Source organism: Streptomyces sp. NPDC043685 (assembly GCF_056436585.1).
Window position 1 is genome coordinate 680,165 of the sequence record NZ_JBWKCH010000004.1, and the last position, 19,260, is coordinate 699,424.

The window sequence follows — 19,260 nt, forward strand, 5'->3', positions numbered from 1 at the left end:
CCCCTCCGGTCTCAACGCCGCGGTTCCCAGCGGAACCTCCGCCGTACAGCAAACACGCCGACGGCGATCCAGGCCAGCGCGATGGCGGCGGCCCGCAGCGCCTCGGACGCCGGCAGATCACCGCTCCAGCCGCCGCGCACCAGGGTGATGACGGGCGTCAGCGGCAGCCATGCGCAGACGGAGGCCAGCCGGTCCGGCAGCATCTCCAGCGGGACGAACATGCCGGAGCCCATCATCGACACCAGCATCAGGGGCATGGGGGTGACCTGGGCGCTCTCGCCGGTCCGGGTGAAGCAGGCGGTGGCCGCGGCGAGGGCGGCGCTCATCACCAGCCCCAACAGCACGCCGAGGACGACCACATGGGGCGCGGAGGGTGCGGACAGATCCAGCCACACGGCGCAGCACACGGCCAGCAGCAGGCACTGCGCGAGCCCGGTGAGGACGGCGGGCAGGGCGGATCCGGCGAGGATCTCGGCGTCCCGCAGCTCGCCGGTGCGCAGCCGCTTGAGGACGAGTTCCTCGCGCCGGACGACGAGGGATCCGACGAGCACCGAGTAGACGGCGAAGAGCAGGGAGAAGCCGACCGCCGCGGGCAGCACCAGGGTGCCGGTGTTCAGCCCGGCCTCGGCGAGGTCCATGTCCTTGGCGGTGGCGCGCACGCTGAACGGCATGACCAGCGGTACGAACAGGGCGGCGACGAGGGCGCCCTTGGTGCGCCCGAGGAGGGTCAGTTCGGCCCGGGCCAGGGCCGTCATCCGGCTCAGCGCGGTGGTGGCCGGCGCCGGTCCGGGGGCGGTGCGGGTGGCACTCATGCCGCGTACTCCTTCGTCGTCGTGCCCGTGGTCCGTTCCTCGGAGGCGTGCCGGGCGATCCCGAGGAACGCCTCCTCCAGGGAGGCCGGGCGCATGTCGAGCCGGCGCAGCTCCAGCCGGGCCCGCGCGGCCCACATCAGCAGCTCGGTGGCCGTCCGCTGCGGTTCGTGGGTGCGCAGCCGGACGATCCGGCCGTCGGTCTCGTGCCCGGCCACGCCCAGCTCGGCCAGCGGCGGAAGGTCGCCGACGAAATAGCCGTCGGGCAGCTCGAAGGAGATCCGCGACGGCTCGGCGGCGGTCACCTCGGCCGGGGTGCCGGTGGTGGCGATGCGGCCCTCGTGCATGATCGCCAGCCGGTCGGCGAGGTTCTCGGCCTCCTCCAGGTAGTGCGTGGTGAGCAGCACGGTCGTGCCGCCGTCGCGCAGCGCGCCGACCAACTCCCAGGTGGCCCGGCGGCCTTCGGCGTCCAGCCCGGTGGACGGCTCGTCGAGGAAGAGCACCTCGGGGTCGCCGAGCAGGGCGAGCGCCAGGTCGAGGCGGCGGCGCTGGCCGCCGGAGAGCTGCTTGACGCGGATGCCGGTCTTCGTGTCCAGGCCGACCAGCGCGAGCACCTCCGCCGGCGGCCGGGCCCCGCTGACACATCCGGCCCACATCCGCGCGGTCTCCGCGACGGTGAGCTCGGAGGGGAAGCCGCCCTCCTGGAGCATGACGCCGGTGCGGGGCCGTACGGCGGCCCGCTCGGTGTACGGGTCGTGTCCGAGGACCCGCACGCTGCCGCCGGCCGGTTGCGCGAGTCCCTCCAGCAGTTCGACGGTCGACGTCTTGCCCGCGCCGTTGGTGCCGAGCAGCGCGAAGATCTCCCCGCGCCGTACGGAAAAGCTGATTCCGCGGACCGCCTCGAACCCGCCCCCGTACACACGCCGCAGGTCAGTGACCTCAATCACGTGTTCGTGTCCGTTGGATTCCATGCCTCAAGCGTCTGTGCCGTTCCCGCGCGGGAGCAGTGCGCGCTGTCATCACTCGGCATGACAAATGTCAGAAGCGGCGGCGGAACACGAAGAAGACCCCGGTCCTGGAGGACCGGGGTCTTCATTCCCGAGCGGACGACGAGGTTCGAACTCGCGACCTCAACCTTGGCAAGGTTGCGCTCTACCAACTGAGCTACGTCCGCATGTGCTCCCGATCAGCTTTCACTGACCGGTGCGAGCACCAGCCTACCTGATCCACCCCCGAGCTCTCGACAAGCTCGAGCAGGGGGTACGGCCGGTACGGCTGTGCAGAGCGGGTGACAGGAATCGCACACTGCGCCTTCCCCCTGGAAGGGGGATGTTCTACTACTGAACTACACCCGCATGACTCCGTGAGCCGGGCCTTTCGGCCTCGCCCCTCGGCGTGCTCCAGACTCTAGCTGATCAGCCGGGGTGCTGCGCAAGTCGGTTGCCGCGAGGGGCGGGTGGGCCGGCGTCGGTCCGGGCCCGACGGGCCGTCACTGCGCGGCGGTGAACGCCTCGTAGACCTTCTTGGGGATGCGCCCGCGCGCGGGGACGTCCATCTTGTTGGCCTGAGCCCAGGCGCGCACGGCCGACGGGTCGGGGGCGACCTCGGTCTGCCGGTACGCGTTGCCCGAGCGGGAGCGCTTGCGGCCGGCTTCCACGTAGGGCGCCAGCGCCTTGCGCAGTTCTCCGGCGTTGACTTCGCTCAGGTCGATCTCGTACGACCTGCCGTCCAGTCCGAAGGCGATCGTTTCCGTCGCTTCCGAGCCGTCGATGTCGTCAAAGAGAGTGACCACGACCTTCTGCGCCACGAATATCGGTCCCTTCATACGGCACTATGCCAATTTATTTGTACAGTGCCCTGCAATACATTGTGAAACCCGACTAAATCCTTCTGAGTGCCAGAAGGCAATAGGTGCCGGGTGTCGATCAGGAATCTTTCCCGAAAATTTCGCGTGTGGGCCCCTCGATGCCGGATCGTGATGACGGTCACGTAGATTCCTACAAGTCAACGCGCGTAGAAATTTTGTGCGGGTAGTCTGAAGGGACCTGCTCAGCACCACACACCGGGAGTGCCAGTGGCACGCGTCGTAGTCGACGTCATGCTCAAGCCGGAGATCCTCGACCCCCAGGGCCAGGCGGTGCAGCGCGCACTGCCGCGGCTGGGTTTCGAGGGGATCTCGGACGTCCGTCAGGGAAAGCGTTTCGAACTGGAAGTTGACGGGCCGGTCGACGAGGCCGCCCTCGCCCGCATTCATGATCTTGCGGAGTCCTTCCTCGCGAACACCGTGATCGAGGACTTCACGATCCGGGTCGAGGAAGTCGCGGAGGCCGTGAAGTGACCGCTCGTATTGGCGTCGTCACTTTCCCGGGTTCGCTCGACGACCGGGACACCCAGCGTGCGATCCGTCTCGCGGGCGCCGAGCCCGTCGCCCTCTGGCACAAGGACAAGGACCTCAAGCAGGTCGACGCCGTGGTGCTGTGCGGTGGATTCTCCTACGGCGACTATCTGCGGGCCGGTGCCATCGCGCGTTTCTCGCCGGTGATGGAGCCCCTGCTGGAGCAGGCGAAGTCCGGTCTGCCGGTGCTCGGCATCTGCAACGGCTTCCAGATCCTCACCGAGGCCCACCTGCTGCCCGGCACGATGCTGCGCAACGACCACCTGCACTTCATCTGCCGTGACCAGAAGCTGCGGGTGGAGAACGCCGAGACCGCCTGGACCACCGACTACACGGCCGGCCAGGAGATCCACATCCCGCTGAAGAACAACGACGGGCAGTACGTCGCCGACGCGTACACGCTCGACCGGCTGGAGGCCGAGGGCAGGGTCGCCTTCCGCTACGTGGACTTCAATCCCAACGGCTCGCAGCGGGACATCGCCGGCGTCACCAACGAGGCCGGAAACGTGGTCGGCCTCATGCCGCACCCCGAGCACGCCGTCGAGCCGCTGATCGGCACCGGCCGCACCGACGGCCTCCCGTTCTTCACCTCGATCCTCAAGAAGCTGGTCAACGCATGAGCCGGACGCCTCTGGACACGGTCGAGCACGCGGCCGCGACCCCCGACGTCGAGCTGCCCTGGGCCGAACTGGGCCTGAAGAAGGACGAGTACGAGCGCGTGGTCGAGATCCTCGGCCGCCGCCCCACCGGGGCCGAGCTCGCCATGTACTCGGTCATGTGGTCCGAGCACTGCTCGTACAAGTCCTCCAAGGTGCACCTGCGCCAGTTCGGCGAGAAGGCGCCCGAGAACGACGCCATGCTCGTCGGCATCGGCGAGAACGCCGGTGTCGTGGACGTCGGGCAGGGCTACGCGGTCACCTTCAAGGTCGAGTCGCACAACCACCCGTCGTACGTCGAGCCCTACCAGGGCGCGGCCACCGGTGTCGGCGGCATCGTCCGCGACATCATCGCCATGGGCGCCCGCCCGGTCGCGGTCGTCGACCCGCTGCGCTTCGGCGCCGCCGACCACCCCGACACCAAGCGCGTCCTGCCGGGCGTCGTCGCGGGCATCGGCGGCTACGGCAACTGCCTGGGCCTGCCCAACATCGGCGGCGAGGTCGTCTTCGACTCCTGCTACCAGGGCAACCCGCTGGTCAACGCCGGTGCCATCGGCGTCATGCGGCACGAGGACATCCACCTCGCCAAGGCCTCCGGCGCCGGCAACAAGGTCATCCTCTACGGGGCCCGCACCGGCGGCGACGGCATCGGCGGCGCCTCGATCCTGGCCTCCGAGACCTTCGACGACGCCAAGCCCTCCAAGCGCCCGGCCGTGCAGGTCGGCGACCCCTTCCAGGAGAAGCTCCTCATCGAGTGCACCCTGGAGGCGTTCAAGGAGAAGCTGGTCGTCGGCATCCAGGACCTCGGCGCGGCGGGCCTGTCCTGCGCGACGAGCGAGCTGGCGTCGAACGGCTCCGGCGGCATGCGCGTCACCCTGGACGACGTCCCGCTGCGCGACTCCACGCTCTCGCCCGAGGAAATCCTCATGAGCGAGTCGCAGGAGCGCATGTGCGCGGTCGTCGAGCCGGAGAAGGTTGACCGCTTCCTGGAGATCTGCGAGAAGTGGGACGTCATCGCCACCGTCATCGGTGAGGTGACCGACGGCGATCGCCTGGAGATCTACTGGCACGGTGGCAAGATCGTCGACGTCGACCCGCGCACGGTCGCGCACGAGGGCCCGGTCTACGAGCGCCCCTACGCCCGCCCGTCCTGGCAGGACGAGCTCCAGGCGGACGACGCGAACAAGCTGCCGCGGCCGGAGACGTCCGAGGAGCTGAAGGACCAGGTCCTGAAGCTGGTCGGCTCCCCCAACCAGGCGTCGAAGAAGTGGATCACCCAGCAGTACGACCACTTCGTGCAGGGCAACACCGTCCTCGCCCAGCCCGAGGACTCCGGCATGATCCGGATCGACGAGGAGACCGGCCTCGGCGTGGCCATCGCCACGGACGGCAACGGCCGGTACGCCAAGCTCGACCCGTACCACGGCGCCCAGCTCGCGCTGGCGGAGGCGTACCGCAACGTCGCCACCACCGGCGCCAAGCCGCTGGCCGTCTCCGACTGCCTGAACTTCGGCTCGCCCGAGGACCCGGCGGTGATGTGGCAGTTCGCGGAGGCCGTGCGCGGTCTGGCGGACGGCTGCCAGCAGCTCGGCACCCCGGTGACCGGCGGCAACGTCTCGCTCTACAACCAGACGGGCGAGGCGGCCATCCACCCGACCCCGGTGGTCGCGGTCCTGGGCGTCATCGACGACGTGGCCCGCCGCACGCCGGTCGCCTTCCAGGAGGAGGGCCAGCTGCTCTACCTCCTCGGCGACACCCGTGAGGAGTTCGGCGGCTCGGCCTGGTCGCAGGTCATCCACGACCACCTGGGCGGTCTGCCGCCCCAGGTCGACCTGGAGCGCGAGCGGCTGCTCGCCGAGATCCTGATCTCCGCCTCCCGCGACGGCATGATCGACTCCGCGCACGACCTGTCCGACGGCGGTCTGATCCAGGCCGTGGTCGAGTCGGCGCTGCTCGGGGAGAAGGGCGCCCGTCTGATCGTCCCGGACGGTCTGGACGCGTTCACCTTCCTGTTCTCCGAGTCGGCGGGCCGCGCTGTCGTGGCCGTGCCGCGTTCGGAGGAGCTGCGCTTCAACGACATGTGCGGTGCGCGGGGCCTGCCGGCCACCCGCATCGGTGTCGTGGACGGCGACACCGTGGAGGTCCAGGGCGAGTTCGCGCTCACCCTGTCCGAGCTGCGCGAGACGCACGAGGGCACGATTCCGGCCCTGCTGAAGTAGGCGACCCTCGCGTGGCCCCCGCCCGGACCGCCGGGCGGGGGCCACGCGGTGTCCGGCCCGGCCCGAGGGGAGGCCTCCAGCCCTCGCCTTCACCTGCCGGGGCCCCTGACCTCCGCACCGCGCGAGATCTCCGGAGCGCCCCCGACGGCCGTCCGCCACGCCTAGGCTGGCCCTCATGCCACCGGCCAGGAAGCGCACCCGCAGCTACGACCCCGCCAAGATCCGCACGGCGGTGTTCGCCCAGTTCGGGCACGTGCGGCAGGCCGTCCACACCCTCACGCCCGAACAGCTCGCGCTGCCGACGCGGCTCGGCGACTGGACCGTCCGGGAGCTCGCGGCCCACGTGACCATGGCCGTGGAGACCGTCAGCCGCAACCTCGACCGCGAGGCCCCGGCGAAACCGGAGCTCACCCTCCTCGACTGGCCCTTCGCGACCGCCGTTCGCGCCGCCGACATCGACGACGGCACCCGGCGCCTCGCCGAGGCCCACCCCGACCTCGACGCCCTGTACGCCGAGACGGAGGACCGCCTGGCCGCGAGGCTCGCGGACGCCCCCGGCACCCGTGTCCTCGCCGCGCGGACGGGCGCCATGACCCTGGCCGACTACCTGGTCACCCGCACCGTCGAACTCGTCGTCCACACCGACGACCTCAACGCCGCCGTCCCGGGCCTGGACATCCCCTACGACCGGCAGGCCCTGGCCGCCTGCACCCGGCTGCTGGCCGACGCGCTCGCCGCGAAGGCGCCCGGCGGCTCGACGGAGGTACGGGTGCCGCCGTACGCGGTGGTGCAGTGCGTGGAGGGGCCGAGGCACACCCGGGGCACCCCGCCCAACGTCGTCGAGACGGACCCGCTCACCTGGATCCGGCTGGCGACCGGGCGGCTGGCGTGGGCCGAGGCACTCCGGGACGCCGTCGTCGGTGCGAGCGGGGAACGCGCGGATCTGTCGGCCCACCTGCCGCTGATGGCCTGAATGCTCATGGCATCAGGAGGAATCCCCGCCGTAAGGGGAACCGATCCCCCCGCCTCGCCCGTCGAAGCGGCATGGACAGGCAGAAGCAGCGCATGACCCTGACGGCCGCCGCCATGCTCGTCCCGCTCCTGGCGGCCTGTGGCAGTGAGAAGGCGGACGGCGGCAGCGGCTCGGTCGGTGCCGGGAAACCGGTCACCGGGGTGCGGTGGACCGTGGACAGCGTCACCGCCGGCGGAAAGACCCAGAAGGCCCCCGGTGGCGCCCACGTAACCATCGACAAGGGCCGCGCCGAGGGCAGCTTCGGCTGCAACCACTTCAGCGCCGAGGCCACCGTCGACGGCGACCGCGTGCGGCTCGGCAGGACCATGGCCACCGAGATGGCCTGCGAGAACAAGCCCATGGCGTTCGAGACGACCCTCGCCCGGGCCTTCTCCGGCCAGGAGCTGAAGGCCGAGGTGGACGGCGACCGTCTCACCCTCACCACCGGCTCGGGCGACACCGTCCGCCTGAGCGAGGCGAAGGACGCCCCGCTGGCCGGCACCGAGTGGACCGTCACCGCCCCGAAGGCCGACGGCCGGGCCCACCTCACCTTCGACGCGAAGAAGGGCACCGTCGCGGGCAGCCTCGGCTGCAACAAGGTGAACGCCAAGGCCACGGTCCGCGACGGCCATATCACCCTCGGCCCTCCCGCCACGACCCGCATGATGTGCGAAGACTCACTCATGGCCGACGAGAAGGCCCTGCTGCGTCTTTTCGACGGACGGCTGACGTACGCGGTCGATCACCAAACCCTCACGCTGACCAGCGAAAACGGTACGCGTGTGCGAGCGGTCGCCGAGCGGTGATCCACCGGAAAGTCCGGTATCCCCAATTCGGACCAACGGTCGACCTCGCCTACACTCGGTGGCGTGCCACGTGGTGACGGACGACTCAACCACGACCTGCTCCCCGGTGAGAAGGGCCCCCAGGACGCTTGCGGCGTCTTCGGTGTCTGGGCTCCGGGCGAAGAGGTCGCCAAGCTCACGTACTTCGGGCTCTACGCCCTCCAGCATCGAGGCCAGGAATCCGCGGGAATCGCGGTCAGCAACGGCTCACAGATCCTCGTCTTCAAGGACATGGGCCTGGTCTCCCAAGTCTTCGACGAGACCTCCCTCGGTTCGCTCCAGGGTCACATCGCGGTCGGACACGCCCGCTACTCGACCACCGGTGCCTCCGTCTGGGAGAACGCCCAGCCGACGTTCCGTGCCACCGGGCACGGGTCCATCGCGCTCGGCCACAACGGCAACCTCGTCAACACCGCCCAGCTCGCGGAGATGGTCGCCGACCTGCCCAAGCAGGAAGGCGGCCGCACCCCGCGTGTCGCGGCGACCAACGACACCGACCTGCTCACCGCGCTCCTCGCGGCCCAGGTCGACGAGGAGGGCAAGCCGCTGACCATCGAGGAGGCCGCTCACACGGTCCTCCCGAAGGTCCGGGGCGCGTTCTCGCTCGTCTTCATGGACGAGCACACCCTGTACGCGGCCCGCGACCCGCAGGGCATCCGCCCGCTGGTCCTCGGCCGGCTGGAGCGCGGCTGGGTCGTCGCCTCCGAGTCCGCGGCCCTCGACATCTGCGGCGCCTCCTACGTCCGCGAGATCGAGCCGGGCGAGTTCGTCGCCATCGACGAGAACGGCCTGCGCACCTCCCGATTCGCGGACGCGAAGCCCAAGGGCTGTGTCTTCGAGTACGTGTACCTGGCCCGCCCGGACACCGACATCGCCGGCCGCAACGTGTACCTCTCCCGTGTGGAGATGGGCCGCAAGCTGGCGAAGGAGGCCCCGGTCGAGGCCGACCTGGTGATAGCGACCCCGGAATCGGGCACGCCCGCCGCCATCGGCTACGCGGAGGCCTCGGGCATCCCGTTCGGCGCCGGCCTGGTCAAGAACGCCTACGTCGGCCGGACGTTCATCCAGCCCTCGCAGACGATCCGCCAGCTGGGCATCCGCCTGAAGCTGAACCCGCTGAAGGAAGTCATCAAGGGCAAGCGCCTGGTCGTCGTCGACGACTCGATCGTGCGCGGCAACACCCAGCGGGCCCTGGTCCGCATGCTCCGCGAGGCGGGCGCCGCCGAGGTCCACATCCGGATCTCCTCGCCGCCCGTGAAGTGGCCCTGCTTCTTCGGCATCGACTTCGCCACCCGCGCCGAGCTCATCGCCAACGGCATGACGATCGACGAGATCGGCACCTCCCTGGGCGCCGACTCCCTGGCCTACATCTCCATCGACGGCATGATCGAGGCGACCACCATCGCCAAGCCGAACCTCTGCCGTGCCTGCTTCGACGGCGAGTACCCGATGGAGCTCCCGGACCCCGAGCTGCTCGGCAAGCAGCTGCTGGAGACGGAGCTGGCCGCCGGCCCGGCCGCCACGGCCGCCGCCGACGCGATCCGCCGCCCGTAGACGGCCCGTAACACCTGCCGTACGACACGAAGGTCTCCTTAGCCATGTCCGAGAAACCCCCTGCCGAGGGCGGCGCGAGCTACGCAGCCGCGGGCGTCGACATCGAAGCCGGCGATCGCGCCGTCGAACTGATGAAGGAGTGGGTGAAGAAGGCGCAGCGCCCCGAGGTCCTCGGCGGCCTCGGCGGCTTCGCCGGCCTCTTCGACGCCTCCGCCCTGAAGAACTACGAGCGCCCCCTGCTCGCCTCCGCCACGGACGGCGTCGGCACCAAGGTCGACATCGCCCGCCGGCTGGGCGTCTACGACACCATCGGCCACGACCTGGTCGCGATGGTCATGGACGACATCGTGGTGTGCGGCGCCGAGCCGCTGTTCATGACCGACTACATCTGCGTCGGCAAGGTCCACCCCGAGCGCGTCGCCGCCATCGTCAAGGGCATCGCCGAAGGCTGTGTGCTGGCCGGCTGCGCCCTGGTCGGCGGCGAGACGGCCGAGCACCCGGGCCTGCTGGGCGAGGACGACTTCGACGTCGCAGGCGCCGGCACGGGCGTCGTGGAGGCCGACCGGCTGCTCGGCGCTGATCGCATCCGTACGGGTGACGCGGTGATCGCCATGGCGTCCTCCGGTCTTCACTCCAACGGGTACTCCCTCGTCCGGCACGTCCTGCTGAACCAGGCAGGCCTGGCGCTGGACGCGCACATCGAGGAGCTCGGCCGCACCCTCGGCGAGGAGCTGCTGGAGCCGACGAAGATCTACTCGCTGGACTGCCTGGCCCTCATGCGGACCACCGAGGTGCACGCCTTCAGCCACATCACCGGCGGCGGGCTCGCCGCCAACCTCGCCCGGGTCATCCCGGACGGCCTCCACGCGGTCGTGGACCGCTCCACCTGGACGCCGGACCCGATCTTCGGCCTCGTCGGCCGTACGGGCAGCGTGGAGCGCCTGGAGCTCGAGAAGACCCTGAACATGGGCGTCGGCATGATCGCGATCGTGCCCCAGGAGTCCGTGGACGTGGCTCTGGCGACCCTCGGCGACCGTGGCGTGGACGCCTGGGTGGCCGGAGAGATCACGGACCGGGGCGAGCACACCACTGGTGCCGCCCTGATCGGTGACTACGCGAGCTGAGGCACGGGGGTCATGACCCTTGCGGGCAGCACAGAACCCGGTCGGTGACCGAAGTCACCGACCGGGAACATGCTCAGTGCAGGGTCAAGCGCCGCGACGATGCTGCGAGGACTGGTCGTCCTCGTCGTCGTCGTCCTCATAGAGGTCGGCGTACCGTGCGTACAGGTCGTCGTCCTCATCGTCTTCGAACGGCTCGCCGTTAGGCGGCTGCGGATTCGAAGGCGATGCACCCAGCTCCTCAGCCAGGCGTGAGAGGTCAGTCCCACCGCTGTTGTACTTCAGCTGGCGGGCGACCTTCGTCTGCTTGGCCTTGGCCCGGCCGCGCCCCATGGCTCGACCCCCTCAACGACGGGGCTCGACGGCCCCAGAGTCTTGACACGCGTTCATGGTCCGGCACGGCCTCTCCGCGGAGAGACCGGTCCGTAGGGCTTCCACGGTACCTGAGCCCGCGCCCATACGGTACGTCGCCCGCATGACGTGCCCGCGCCCAGGACCTTCGAGGCGCCCCGTCCTCGCTGGTCAACCGCGATTTTAACCACTTATCGGCGGTCGACCCGCCGGGAGAAGTGAGAGTTCTCTCTAACTGCCCACCGGCGGGTACCGGCCAAACGTGCGAGGCGCCCGGGATCAGGCCGGGATCACCGCGCCCGGCGCGCCACGACCGCGTCGTGCATCCGCTGCTCGGCGATCCGGTCGGCCGCGGCGGCCGGCGGAATGCCGTCCTCCTTCGCACGTGCGAATATGGCCAGCGTGGTGTCGAAGATCTTCGACGCCTTCGCCTTGCACCGGTCGAAGTCGAAGCCGTGCAGCTCGTCGGCGACCTGGATGACACCGCCGGCGTTCACCACGTAGTCCGGCGCGTAGAGGATCCCGCGGTCGGCGAGGTCCTTCTCCACACCCGGGTGGGCGAGCTGGTTGTTGGCGGCGCCGCAGACCACCTCGGCGGTGAGCACCGGAACCGTCTCGTCGTTCAGCGCCCCGCCCAGCGCGCAGGGGGCGTAGATGCCCAGACCGTCGACGCGGATCAGCTCGTCGGTGTCCCGGACGGCGATCACGTCCCGGTGCCGCTCGGTGATCCGCCGTACGGCGTCCTCGCGCACGTCCGTGACGAAGACCTCGGCGCCCTCCTTCACGAGGTGCTCCACCAGGTGGTGGCCGACCTTGCCGACCCCGGCGATGCCGATCCGCTTCGCGCGCAGCGAGGGGTCGCCCCACAGGTGCTGGGCGGAGGCGCGCATGCCCTGGTAGACGCCGAAGGCGGTGAGGACGGAGGAGTCCCCGGCGCCGCCGTTCTCCGGGGAGCGGCCGGTCGTCCAGCGGCACTCGCGGGCGACCACGTCCATGTCGGCGACGTAGGTGCCGACGTCGCAGGCGGTCACGTACCGGCCGCCGAGGGAGGCGACGAACCGGCCGTAGGCGAGGAGCAGCTCCTCGCTCTTGACCGTGTCCGGGTCGCCGATGATCACGGCCTTGCCGCCGCCGTGGTCGAGACCGGCCATGGCGTTCTTGTACGACATCCCGCGGGCGAGGTTCAGCGCGTCGGCGACGGCCTCGGCCTCGGTCGCGTACGGGTAGAAGCGCGTACCGCCGAGCGCGGGGCCCAGGGCGGTGGAGTGCAGGGCGATGACGGCCTTGAGGCCGCTCGCGCGGTCCTGGCAGAGCACGACTTGCTCATGTCCGCCCTGGTCCGAGTGGAACAGGGTGTGCAGTACATCAGCAGGTGCGCCGGTTACGTCGGTCACTGTGGTGACTCCTGAGTAAGTTGCGGCGGGTGGAGACCAGCTCCCGTGGTGATCCCCCCGCGCTTTTGGCTGTGGGGGAGGGTGGCGGGGACTGTTGAGCACGAGATTAGGGCCTGGTGGGCCCGCCGGCCGCTCTGTGCACAGGATCACCTCCGACCGGAGTACACCGTGCGACGATTTGCATGGATTTCCCGCGCGACCGTGAGTGGGCTCCGCAGGTTTTCACGGCGGTGCGCGGGGGAGGGAGCAGGCGTGCCCAAGGTGACCTCGGTGATCGTCCCCTACGCGTCCTACCTGCGCGTGTACGAACCGCTGGCCGCCTTCCCCGAGCCGGAGCGCAGCCAGTGGGCCCGCTACGCCCGCCGCACGGACCGCCCCTCGTACCAGGACGAACTCCGCCGGGCCCTGGCCGACTTGGCCCCCACCCCGCCCGTCCCGGTGCCGGTGCACGAGAGCGAGGAAGCCTTCGTGCTGGATGTCGACGGCGTGGTCTGCGTCTGCCCCTGGCGCACCCGGCTGCGCGGCTGGCTCGCCCTGGACGAGCTCGCCGAGGAACTGCCGCCGCCGGTCATGGACGCGGTCCTGCCCCCGGTGCTGCGGCGCCAGGCCGCCCAGGACTACGAGCGCTGGCTGGCGATCAACCCGGACGCCCGGCCGTGGATCCGCACCGCCACCTGGCAGGTGCCGATCAACTGGTTCGTGCTGGTCTCCGACGACGAGCGCGAGTACGACAAGGGCGCCTCGGCCGGCAGCCCGCCCGTGCTGCGCTACCGCACCCCCATGGTGCAGGCCAGGCGGCGGGTGGCCCGGGGCCTGCGCGCCCTGCGGGAGGCCATGGACGAGGGGCCGCTCATCGACGGCCTGGTGGACGTCGGGCGCTGGCTGGAGGAGTTCCACCCGCGTTCGCTCGTGGAACTGGACTACGGCGGCCTGGTGCACGCGGTGCCGGCCGGGGCGCTGGAGGACGACCACTCCGCGGCGGACGTGGCCGAGGGCATCGCCGCGCTGCGCCGGGGCGACGGGACCGCCGCGGGGCAGGCGTACGCGCGGCTCGTGCAGCGGTGGCGTTCCGTGCGGGATCTGCGGTCGGCCAACTGATCCCTGAGCTGGATGTCCGTGCAGACCGCTCGCCGTAGGTCACGAACTGACGTTTGACGAACCGCCCGATTTGGGGTTTCGTCCTCGCACCGAGTTCCTGAAGCGGGCTGAGCGTCTTCTGAGGCTCCGTCAACACAGGACGGTAGGGACCGATCCGGGCAGACCTCTCAAGTAGGCCAAGCGTGACGGACTACACGTACGAGGCTCTTGCGCCCCTTGCCCCTCCTCATGCCAAAATAGGACAAGGAGTCCGGGGAGGGCTCCTTCCGTCCCATGGTGTTGCACTATGGGGGGAATCTCAGCATTGCACGCTTTGGGGGGTCTGGTGACTTCCTGACACCGCTGTGACTGATCGTCACAGCGGTGTGACTGTCCGCTATGGCATGGTCCATCGGCTTCCGTCGCTGATGAACACCTGGAGGGGCAATTCCATCGGTTTGGCCGACGCGGCTGGACAGATGGTGTAGTTGTAGTGCCGAGGACAAGCCGTTCGTCCTATAACCGACTCGACTCGCGTCCGCCATTTCGGGCAACGCGGGTCAAGGTGCAGAATTTAGAGGAAAGAACCGAGAAGGTTCGGTTCTCCCGAGGAGGCCGCTCATGACCGCTCGCACCCCTGATGCCGAGCCGCTGCTGACCCCGGCTGAGGTCGCCACGATGTTCCGCGTCGACCCCAAGACGGTCACGCGGTGGGCGAAGGCCGGCAAGCTCACGTCGATCCGCACGCTCGGCGGGCATCGGCGCTACCGCGAGGCCGAGGTCCGCGCTCTGCTCGCGGGCATCCCGCAGCAGCGCAGCGAGGCCTGAACAACTGAATAATCGGGCAAACCGGCTGATCCCCCATCGGCCGAGGCGTCCATGACCACAGCTCCAAGCGACGCGGGAACCTGCCCCAACAGGCCCCACGCCCAAGCCAGTCAGAGCTTTGCAGGCATACAACAGGGTGCGTCGTCGATCGCGCTGGACTCCGCCGGGTCCAGCGCGATCTTTTTTGTGCGCCCGCGGTGGGTCCGGGGAACCTGCTGTGAGCGGCCTTGTAGGAGCCTGGGGAGGGGTGTCGGATCCCCTGTGCGCGACCCCTCGGTCAGGGTGCAATTGCACATATTAAATTGACTCTTTGTAGGCGGGGCGTAAGTACCGCACTTCGTAAAACTCATGCGGTGACACCCGTCACATACCAAGCGGCTTGTTAGCTCCGCCGCGTGTGCGGTAGAGGAGGCCGCCGACGCCAGCAGCCCCTGCTCCGGCGGGTGTTGGGGCCGCTCGCCGCTCACGCCCGGGGAGCCGCGTTCTCGCCCTCCCCGGCCGGGGCCCGAGCGGCACGCGGCGCGGATTCCATCGCCAGCCGGAGCAGGTGATGGCAGATCGGGCAATGCCGCGTCAGATGCCGGTAAGACGACGCGGCCGACAGATGCGCGCGGAGCAGGGCCCGCGTCTCGTGCCTGGCCGCTGTCGCCATACGCCACCTCCAGAAGGCCGCACAGGCGCGGCCCTGGTTCTGGGGTACCGAGGGAATGAAGAGGCGTCAAGACGGCGTGTGGGGCGCGGAGAGGCTTGCGGAGGCTCACGGAGAGGTCAGGGTGCGCGAAAGGGCCCGGATCTTCGGATCCGAGCCCTGGTGGCGGCGGACAAGCCCTGCGGACGACGAAGAGCCCGGATCAGAAGATCCGGGCTCTTTCTCTGCGGTCCTGACGGGATTTGAACCCGCGGCCTCCACCTTGACAGGGTGGCGAGCACTCCAAACTGCTCCACAGGACCAGGTTTCGCAGTGCGATTCGTGCGTTGCGCTGCGAGAAGAGACTGTACAGGAGGGGGAGTCCCTGGTCGAACTCACCCTGCGTGCCGGTGCCGTTACGGCGCCAGCGCGTCGATCGCCTTCACGATCCGCTTGTCGGACACCGGGTACGCCGTGCCCAGCGCGTGGGCGAAGTAGCTGACCCGGAGCTCCTCGATCATCCAGCGGATGTCCAGGACCGCCGACGGCACCGGGCGGCCCTGCGGCATCTGCTCCAGGAGCCACGCGTACTCGTCCCGCATCTCGTGGACCTTCTCCATGCGCGTGGTGTCCCGCTGGACGTTGGCCGGCATCTGCTGCAGACGCCGGTCGGCCGCAACCAGGTAGCGCATCAGGTCCGGCATCCGCCGCAGCCCCGCCTCCGTCACGAAGCCGGGCTTCACGAGGGCGTCCAGCTGTGCCCGCACGTCCTGGAGGTTCGGCAGCAGCGCGGGGCTGCGTACGGCCTTCAGACGGCGTTCACAGGCCTGCCAGGCGGCCAGGACCTGCTGCACCTGGCCCACCGTACGGACCGTCGTGTCGACGATCTCGGCGCGCACCTTGTCGTACAGCTTCCGGTACGACTCCTCGTCCCACACCGGCCCGCCGAAGTCCCCGATCAGCTTGTCCGCGGCCGCCATCGCGCAGTCGTCGAACAGGCCCTGGATGCTGCCGTGCGGATTCGCGGACAGCGCCAGCTTCTGCGCGTTCGTCAGGCGCTCGCTCGCGAACTTCGCCGGGTTCACCGGGATGTTGCGCAGGATCAGCCGGCGCGTGCCCTTCCACATCGCCTGGGCCTGCTCCGCCTCGGTGTCGAACAGGCGCACGGAGACCGTGTCGCCGTCGTCCACCAGCGCCGGATAGGCCTTCACCGGCTGGCCGGCCCGCCGGGTCTCGAACACGCGGGTCAGGGTGCCGATCGTCCAGTCCGTCAGGCCCGAGCGCTCCAGCGACTCGCCGCCCGAGCGCTGCGCCGTCGCCGCGGCGGCCTGGGAGAGGGCCTTGCGGGCCTTCGGGCGCAGCCTGAGCTTCAGCGCCTCCAGGTCCTTGTCCTCGGCCAGCTTGCGCCGCCGTTCGTCCACGATCCGGAACGTGATCTTCAAGTGGTCGGGGACCTTGGACAGGTCGAAGTCGTCCGCCTCGAAGGGCACGCCGACCATGAGCCTCAGCTCGCGGGTCATGGTCGTGGTGAGCGGCTCCTGGAGCGGCACGGCCCGGTCCAGGAACGCCTTCGCGAAGTTCGGCGCGGGGACGTAGTTCCGGCGGATCGGCTTGGGCAGGGAACGGATCAGCTCCGTCACCAGCTCCTCGCGCAGGCCCGGGATCTGCCAGTCGAAACCCTCGTCCGTGACCTGGTTGAGGACCTGGAGGGGGATGTGGACGGTCACGCCGTCGGCGTCGGCGCCCGGCTCGAACTGGTACGTCACCCGGAACTTCAGATTCCCCTGACGCCAGGAATCCGGATAGTCGGCCTTGGTGACCTCGCCCGCCTTCTCGTTGATGAGCATCTCGCGCTCGAAGTCGAGGAAGTCGGGCTGGTCGTGCCGCTTGTGCTTCCACCAGGAGTCGAAGTGCGCCCCGGAGACGACGTGTTCGGGAATCCGCCGGTCGTAGAAGTCGTACAGCGTCTCGTCGTCGACCAGGATGTCCCGGCGCCGCGCCCGGTGCTCCAGCTCCTCGACCTCGGTGAGGAGCCGGCGGTTGTCCGAGAAGAACTTGTGGTGCGTGCGCCAGTCGCCCTCGACCAGCGCGTTCCGGATGAACAGCTCACGGCTGACCTCCGGGTCGATCCGCCCGTAGTTGACCTTCCGCTGCGCCACGATCGGCACGCCGTAGAGCGTGACCTTCTCGTACGCCATCACCGCGGCCTGGTCCTTCTCCCAGTGCGGCTCGCTGTAGGTGCGTTTGATCAGGTGGGCGGCGAGCGGTTCGACCCACTCCGGCTCGATCTTCGCGTTGACGCGGGCCCAGAGCCGGGACGTCTCCACCAGCTCGGCGGACATCACGAAACGCGGCGGCTTCTTGAAGAGCGCCGAGCCGGGGAAGACGGCGAACTTGGCGTTGCGGGCGCCCAGATACTCGTTCTTCGCGCCCTCCTTCACGTCCTTCATGCCGATGTGCGACAGCAGGCCGGCCAGGAGGGAGACGTGGATGCGGTCGGCCGGGGCGTCGTCCTCGTTGAGGTGGATGCCCATCTGCTTGGCGACCGTACGCAATTGGGTGTAGATGTCCTGCCATTCGCGGATGCGAAGGAAGTTGAGGTACTCCTGCTTGCACATCCGGCGGAAGGACGACGAACCCCGCTCCTTCTGCTGCTCGCGGAGATAGCGCCAGAGGTTCAGATAGGCCAGGAAGTCGCTGGTCTCGTCCTTGAACCGGGCGTGCTGCTGATCGGCCTGGGCCTGCTTGTCGGCGGGGCGCTCCCGCGGATCCTGGATGGACAGCGCGGCGGCTATGACCATGACCTCCCGCGCACAGCCGTTCTTGTCGGCCTCCAGCACCATCCGGGCCAGCCGGGGATCGACGGGCAGCTGGGCGAGCTTCCGGCCGGTGTCCGTGAGCCGCTTGCGGGGGTCCTTCTGCGCCGGGTCCAGGGCGTTCAGCTCCTGGAGCAACTGCACACCGTCGCGGATGTTGCGGTGGTCCGGCGGGTCGATGAACGGGAACTTCTCGATGTCGCCGAGGCCTGCCGCGGTCATCTGGAGGATGACGGAGGCGAGGTTCGTCCGGAGGATCTCCGCGTCCGTGAACTCCGGACGGGCGTTGAAGTCGTCCTCGCTGTACAACCGGATGCAGATACCGTCCGAGGTACGGCCGCAGCGGCCCTTGCGCTGGTTGGCGCTGGCCTGCGACACCGGCTCGATCGGCAGTCGCTGCACCTTGGTGCGGTGGCTGTAGCGCGAGATCCGGGCGAAGCCGGGGTCGATGACGTACTTGATGCCCGGCACAGTCAGCGAGGTCTCGGCCACGTTCGTCGCCAGAACGATCCTGCGGCCCGTGTGCGGCTGGAAGACGCGGTGCTGCTCCGCGTGCGAGAGCCGGGCGTACAGCGGCAGGATCTCCGTGAACCGGTAGTTCTTCTTGGCGAGGGCGTCGGCCGTGTCCCTGATCTCCCGCTCACCCGAGAGGAAGACGAGGATGTCGCCCTTGCCCTCCTTCTGGAGCTCCTCCACGGCGTCGGTGATCGCGGTGATCTGGTCCCGGTCGGCGTCGTCGCCGTCCTCCTCCAGCAGCGGCCGGTAGCGGACCTCCACCGGGTACGTGCGGCCGCTGACCTCGATGATCGGGGCGTCGCCGAAGTGCCGCGAGAAGCGCTCGGGGTCGATCGTGGCCGAGGTGATGACGACCTTGAGGTCAGGGCGCTTGGGCAGCAGCTGCGCGAGATAACCCAGCAGGAAGTCGATGTTGAGGGACCGCTCGTGGGCCTCGTCGATGATGATCGTGTCGTAGGCGCGCAGCTCGCGGTCCGTCTGGATCTCGGCGAGCAGGATGCCGTCCGTCATCAGCTTGACGAAGGTCGCCTCCGGATCGACCTGGTCGGTGAAACGCACCTTCCAGCCGACGGCCCCGCCCAGCGGCGTGTCCAGCTCCTCCGCGACGCGTTCGGCGACTGTGCGCGCGGCGATCCTGCGGGGCTGCGTGTGCCCGATCATGCCGCGTACGCCGCGCCCGAGCTCCAGGCAGATCTTGGGGATCTGGGTCGTCTTGCCGGAGCCGGTCTCGCCGGCGACGATCACCACCTGGTGATCGCGGATGGCGTCGGCGATCACGTCCTTCTTCTGGCTGACCGGCAACTGCTGCGGGTACGTCACCTCGGGCACGAGGGCGCGCCGCCCGGCCATCCGCTCCTCGGCCTTGCCCACCTCCGCCTCGATCTCGGCGAGCACGGCGGCCCGGGCCTCCGGCTTACGGATCTTGCGCGCACCTTCGAGCCTGCGCCCGAGCCGGTGCGCGTCGCGCAGGGAGAGCTCGGTCAGGCGGGGGGCGAGGGCGCCGAGGGCGGGGGCGGATTGCGTAGACATACGGGATCCA

Annotated in this window: 16 protein-coding genes and 3 tRNA genes; 9 read left to right on the plus strand and 10 right to left on the minus strand. The window is 69.5% G+C overall.

Features of this window, described 5'->3' with window-relative positions:
* Window positions 1-11: 11 nt before the first annotated feature.
* The 5 genes from AC0665_RS16650 to AC0665_RS16670 all read right to left on the minus strand — a co-directional run bounded on the left by AC0665_RS16650 (window position 12) and on the right by AC0665_RS16670 (window position 2,616).
* On the minus strand, window positions 12-812 hold the full coding sequence (locus AC0665_RS16650) for an ABC transporter permease (protein ID WP_478705233.1): 801 nt from the start codon (window positions 810-812) through the stop codon (window positions 12-14).
* Window positions 809-1,780, minus strand: coding sequence for an ABC transporter ATP-binding protein (locus AC0665_RS16655; RefSeq protein WP_468634342.1), 972 nt, complete (start codon window positions 1,778-1,780; stop codon window positions 809-811). The genes AC0665_RS16650 and AC0665_RS16655 overlap by 4 nt, the downstream gene beginning before the upstream one ends.
* Window positions 1,781-1,910: 130 nt before the next feature.
* Window positions 1,911-1,983 (minus strand) — tRNA-Gly (locus AC0665_RS16660).
* A 109-nt stretch (window positions 1,984-2,092) separates the two neighbouring features.
* Window positions 2,093-2,164: transfer RNA gene (locus AC0665_RS16665), tRNA-Gly, on the minus strand.
* A gap of 134 nt (window positions 2,165-2,298) precedes the next feature.
* Window positions 2,299-2,616: a histone-like nucleoid-structuring protein Lsr2 gene (locus AC0665_RS16670; RefSeq protein ID WP_478603641.1), complete on the minus strand. Its 318-nt coding sequence runs from the start codon at window positions 2,614-2,616 to the stop codon at window positions 2,299-2,301.
* Window positions 2,617-2,883: 267 nt separating this feature from the next.
* Between AC0665_RS16670 and purS the strand changes: the two genes are divergently transcribed.
* From purS to purM, 7 genes are all read left to right on the plus strand, one after another.
* On the plus strand, window positions 2,884-3,147 hold the full coding sequence (purS, locus tag AC0665_RS16675) for a phosphoribosylformylglycinamidine synthase subunit PurS (protein ID WP_359633082.1): 264 nt from the start codon (window positions 2,884-2,886) through the stop codon (window positions 3,145-3,147).
* On the plus strand, window positions 3,144-3,824 hold the full coding sequence (gene purQ, locus AC0665_RS16680; RefSeq protein WP_468407786.1) for a phosphoribosylformylglycinamidine synthase subunit PurQ: 681 nt from the start codon (window positions 3,144-3,146) through the stop codon (window positions 3,822-3,824). The genes purS and purQ overlap by 4 nt, the downstream gene beginning before the upstream one ends.
* Window positions 3,821-6,079, plus strand: coding sequence for a phosphoribosylformylglycinamidine synthase subunit PurL (gene purL, locus AC0665_RS16685; protein WP_468634340.1), 2,259 nt, complete (start codon window positions 3,821-3,823; stop codon window positions 6,077-6,079). Before purQ ends, purL begins: the two co-directional genes overlap by 4 nt.
* A gap of 175 nt (window positions 6,080-6,254) precedes the next feature.
* Window positions 6,255-7,052 carry a maleylpyruvate isomerase family mycothiol-dependent enzyme gene (locus AC0665_RS16690; protein WP_478602872.1) on the plus strand — a complete coding sequence of 266 codons (798 nt, stop codon included), beginning with the start codon at window positions 6,255-6,257 and terminating at the stop codon, window positions 7,050-7,052.
* A 71-nt stretch (window positions 7,053-7,123) separates the two neighbouring features.
* A complete protein-coding gene (locus AC0665_RS16695; protein ID WP_468634336.1) occupies window positions 7,124-7,897 on the plus strand; it encodes an META domain-containing protein in 774 nt (257 codons plus the stop codon).
* Window positions 7,898-7,960: 63 nt separating this feature from the next.
* Window positions 7,961-9,490: an amidophosphoribosyltransferase gene (purF, locus tag AC0665_RS16700; RefSeq protein ID WP_031108296.1), complete on the plus strand. Its 1,530-nt coding sequence runs from the start codon at window positions 7,961-7,963 to the stop codon at window positions 9,488-9,490.
* 44 nt (window positions 9,491-9,534) lie between these two features.
* A complete protein-coding gene (gene purM, locus AC0665_RS16705) occupies window positions 9,535-10,614 on the plus strand; it encodes a phosphoribosylformylglycinamidine cyclo-ligase (RefSeq protein WP_478508522.1) in 1,080 nt (359 codons plus the stop codon).
* 84 nt (window positions 10,615-10,698) lie between these two features.
* On the opposite strand, the gene AC0665_RS16710 is transcribed toward purM, so the two are convergent.
* Together AC0665_RS16710 and AC0665_RS16715 are read right to left on the minus strand one after the other, a co-directional pair.
* Window positions 10,699-10,944 (minus strand): DUF3073 domain-containing protein, encoded by a 246-nt coding sequence (locus tag AC0665_RS16710; protein WP_030251636.1) that lies wholly within the window; start codon window positions 10,942-10,944, stop codon window positions 10,699-10,701.
* 308 nt (window positions 10,945-11,252) lie between these two features.
* Entirely contained in the window at window positions 11,253-12,356 is a 1,104-nt protein-coding gene (locus AC0665_RS16715) for a Leu/Phe/Val dehydrogenase (RefSeq protein WP_478602868.1), read from the minus strand.
* 252 nt (window positions 12,357-12,608) lie between these two features.
* Here AC0665_RS16715 and AC0665_RS16720 point away from each other — a divergent pair, with 252 nt between their 5' ends.
* Together AC0665_RS16720 and bldC are read left to right on the plus strand one after the other, a co-directional pair.
* Window positions 12,609-13,454 (plus strand): DUF8083 family protein, encoded by an 846-nt coding sequence (locus AC0665_RS16720; RefSeq protein ID WP_468634329.1) that lies wholly within the window; start codon window positions 12,609-12,611, stop codon window positions 13,452-13,454.
* A gap of 600 nt (window positions 13,455-14,054) precedes the next feature.
* The gene (gene bldC, locus AC0665_RS16725) at window positions 14,055-14,261 is read left to right on the plus strand and encodes a developmental transcriptional regulator BldC (RefSeq protein WP_003949541.1); all 207 of its coding nucleotides are present in this window, start codon (window positions 14,055-14,057) and stop codon (window positions 14,259-14,261) included.
* 463 nt (window positions 14,262-14,724) lie between these two features.
* Here bldC and AC0665_RS16730 read toward each other — a convergent pair whose 3' ends face one another.
* The 3 genes from AC0665_RS16730 to hrpA form a co-directional block, all read right to left on the minus strand.
* Entirely contained in the window at window positions 14,725-14,913 is a 189-nt protein-coding gene (locus AC0665_RS16730) for a DUF6274 family protein (protein ID WP_468407770.1), read from the minus strand.
* Window positions 14,914-15,137: 224 nt separating this feature from the next.
* Window positions 15,138-15,212, minus strand: a tRNA-Asp gene (locus AC0665_RS16735).
* Between the two features lie 93 nt (window positions 15,213-15,305).
* Window positions 15,306-19,250, minus strand: a complete 3,945-nt coding sequence (hrpA, locus tag AC0665_RS16740) for an ATP-dependent RNA helicase HrpA (RefSeq protein WP_478602866.1) — start codon at window positions 19,248-19,250, stop codon at window positions 15,306-15,308.
* Between the last annotated feature and the right edge of the window lie 10 nt (window positions 19,251-19,260).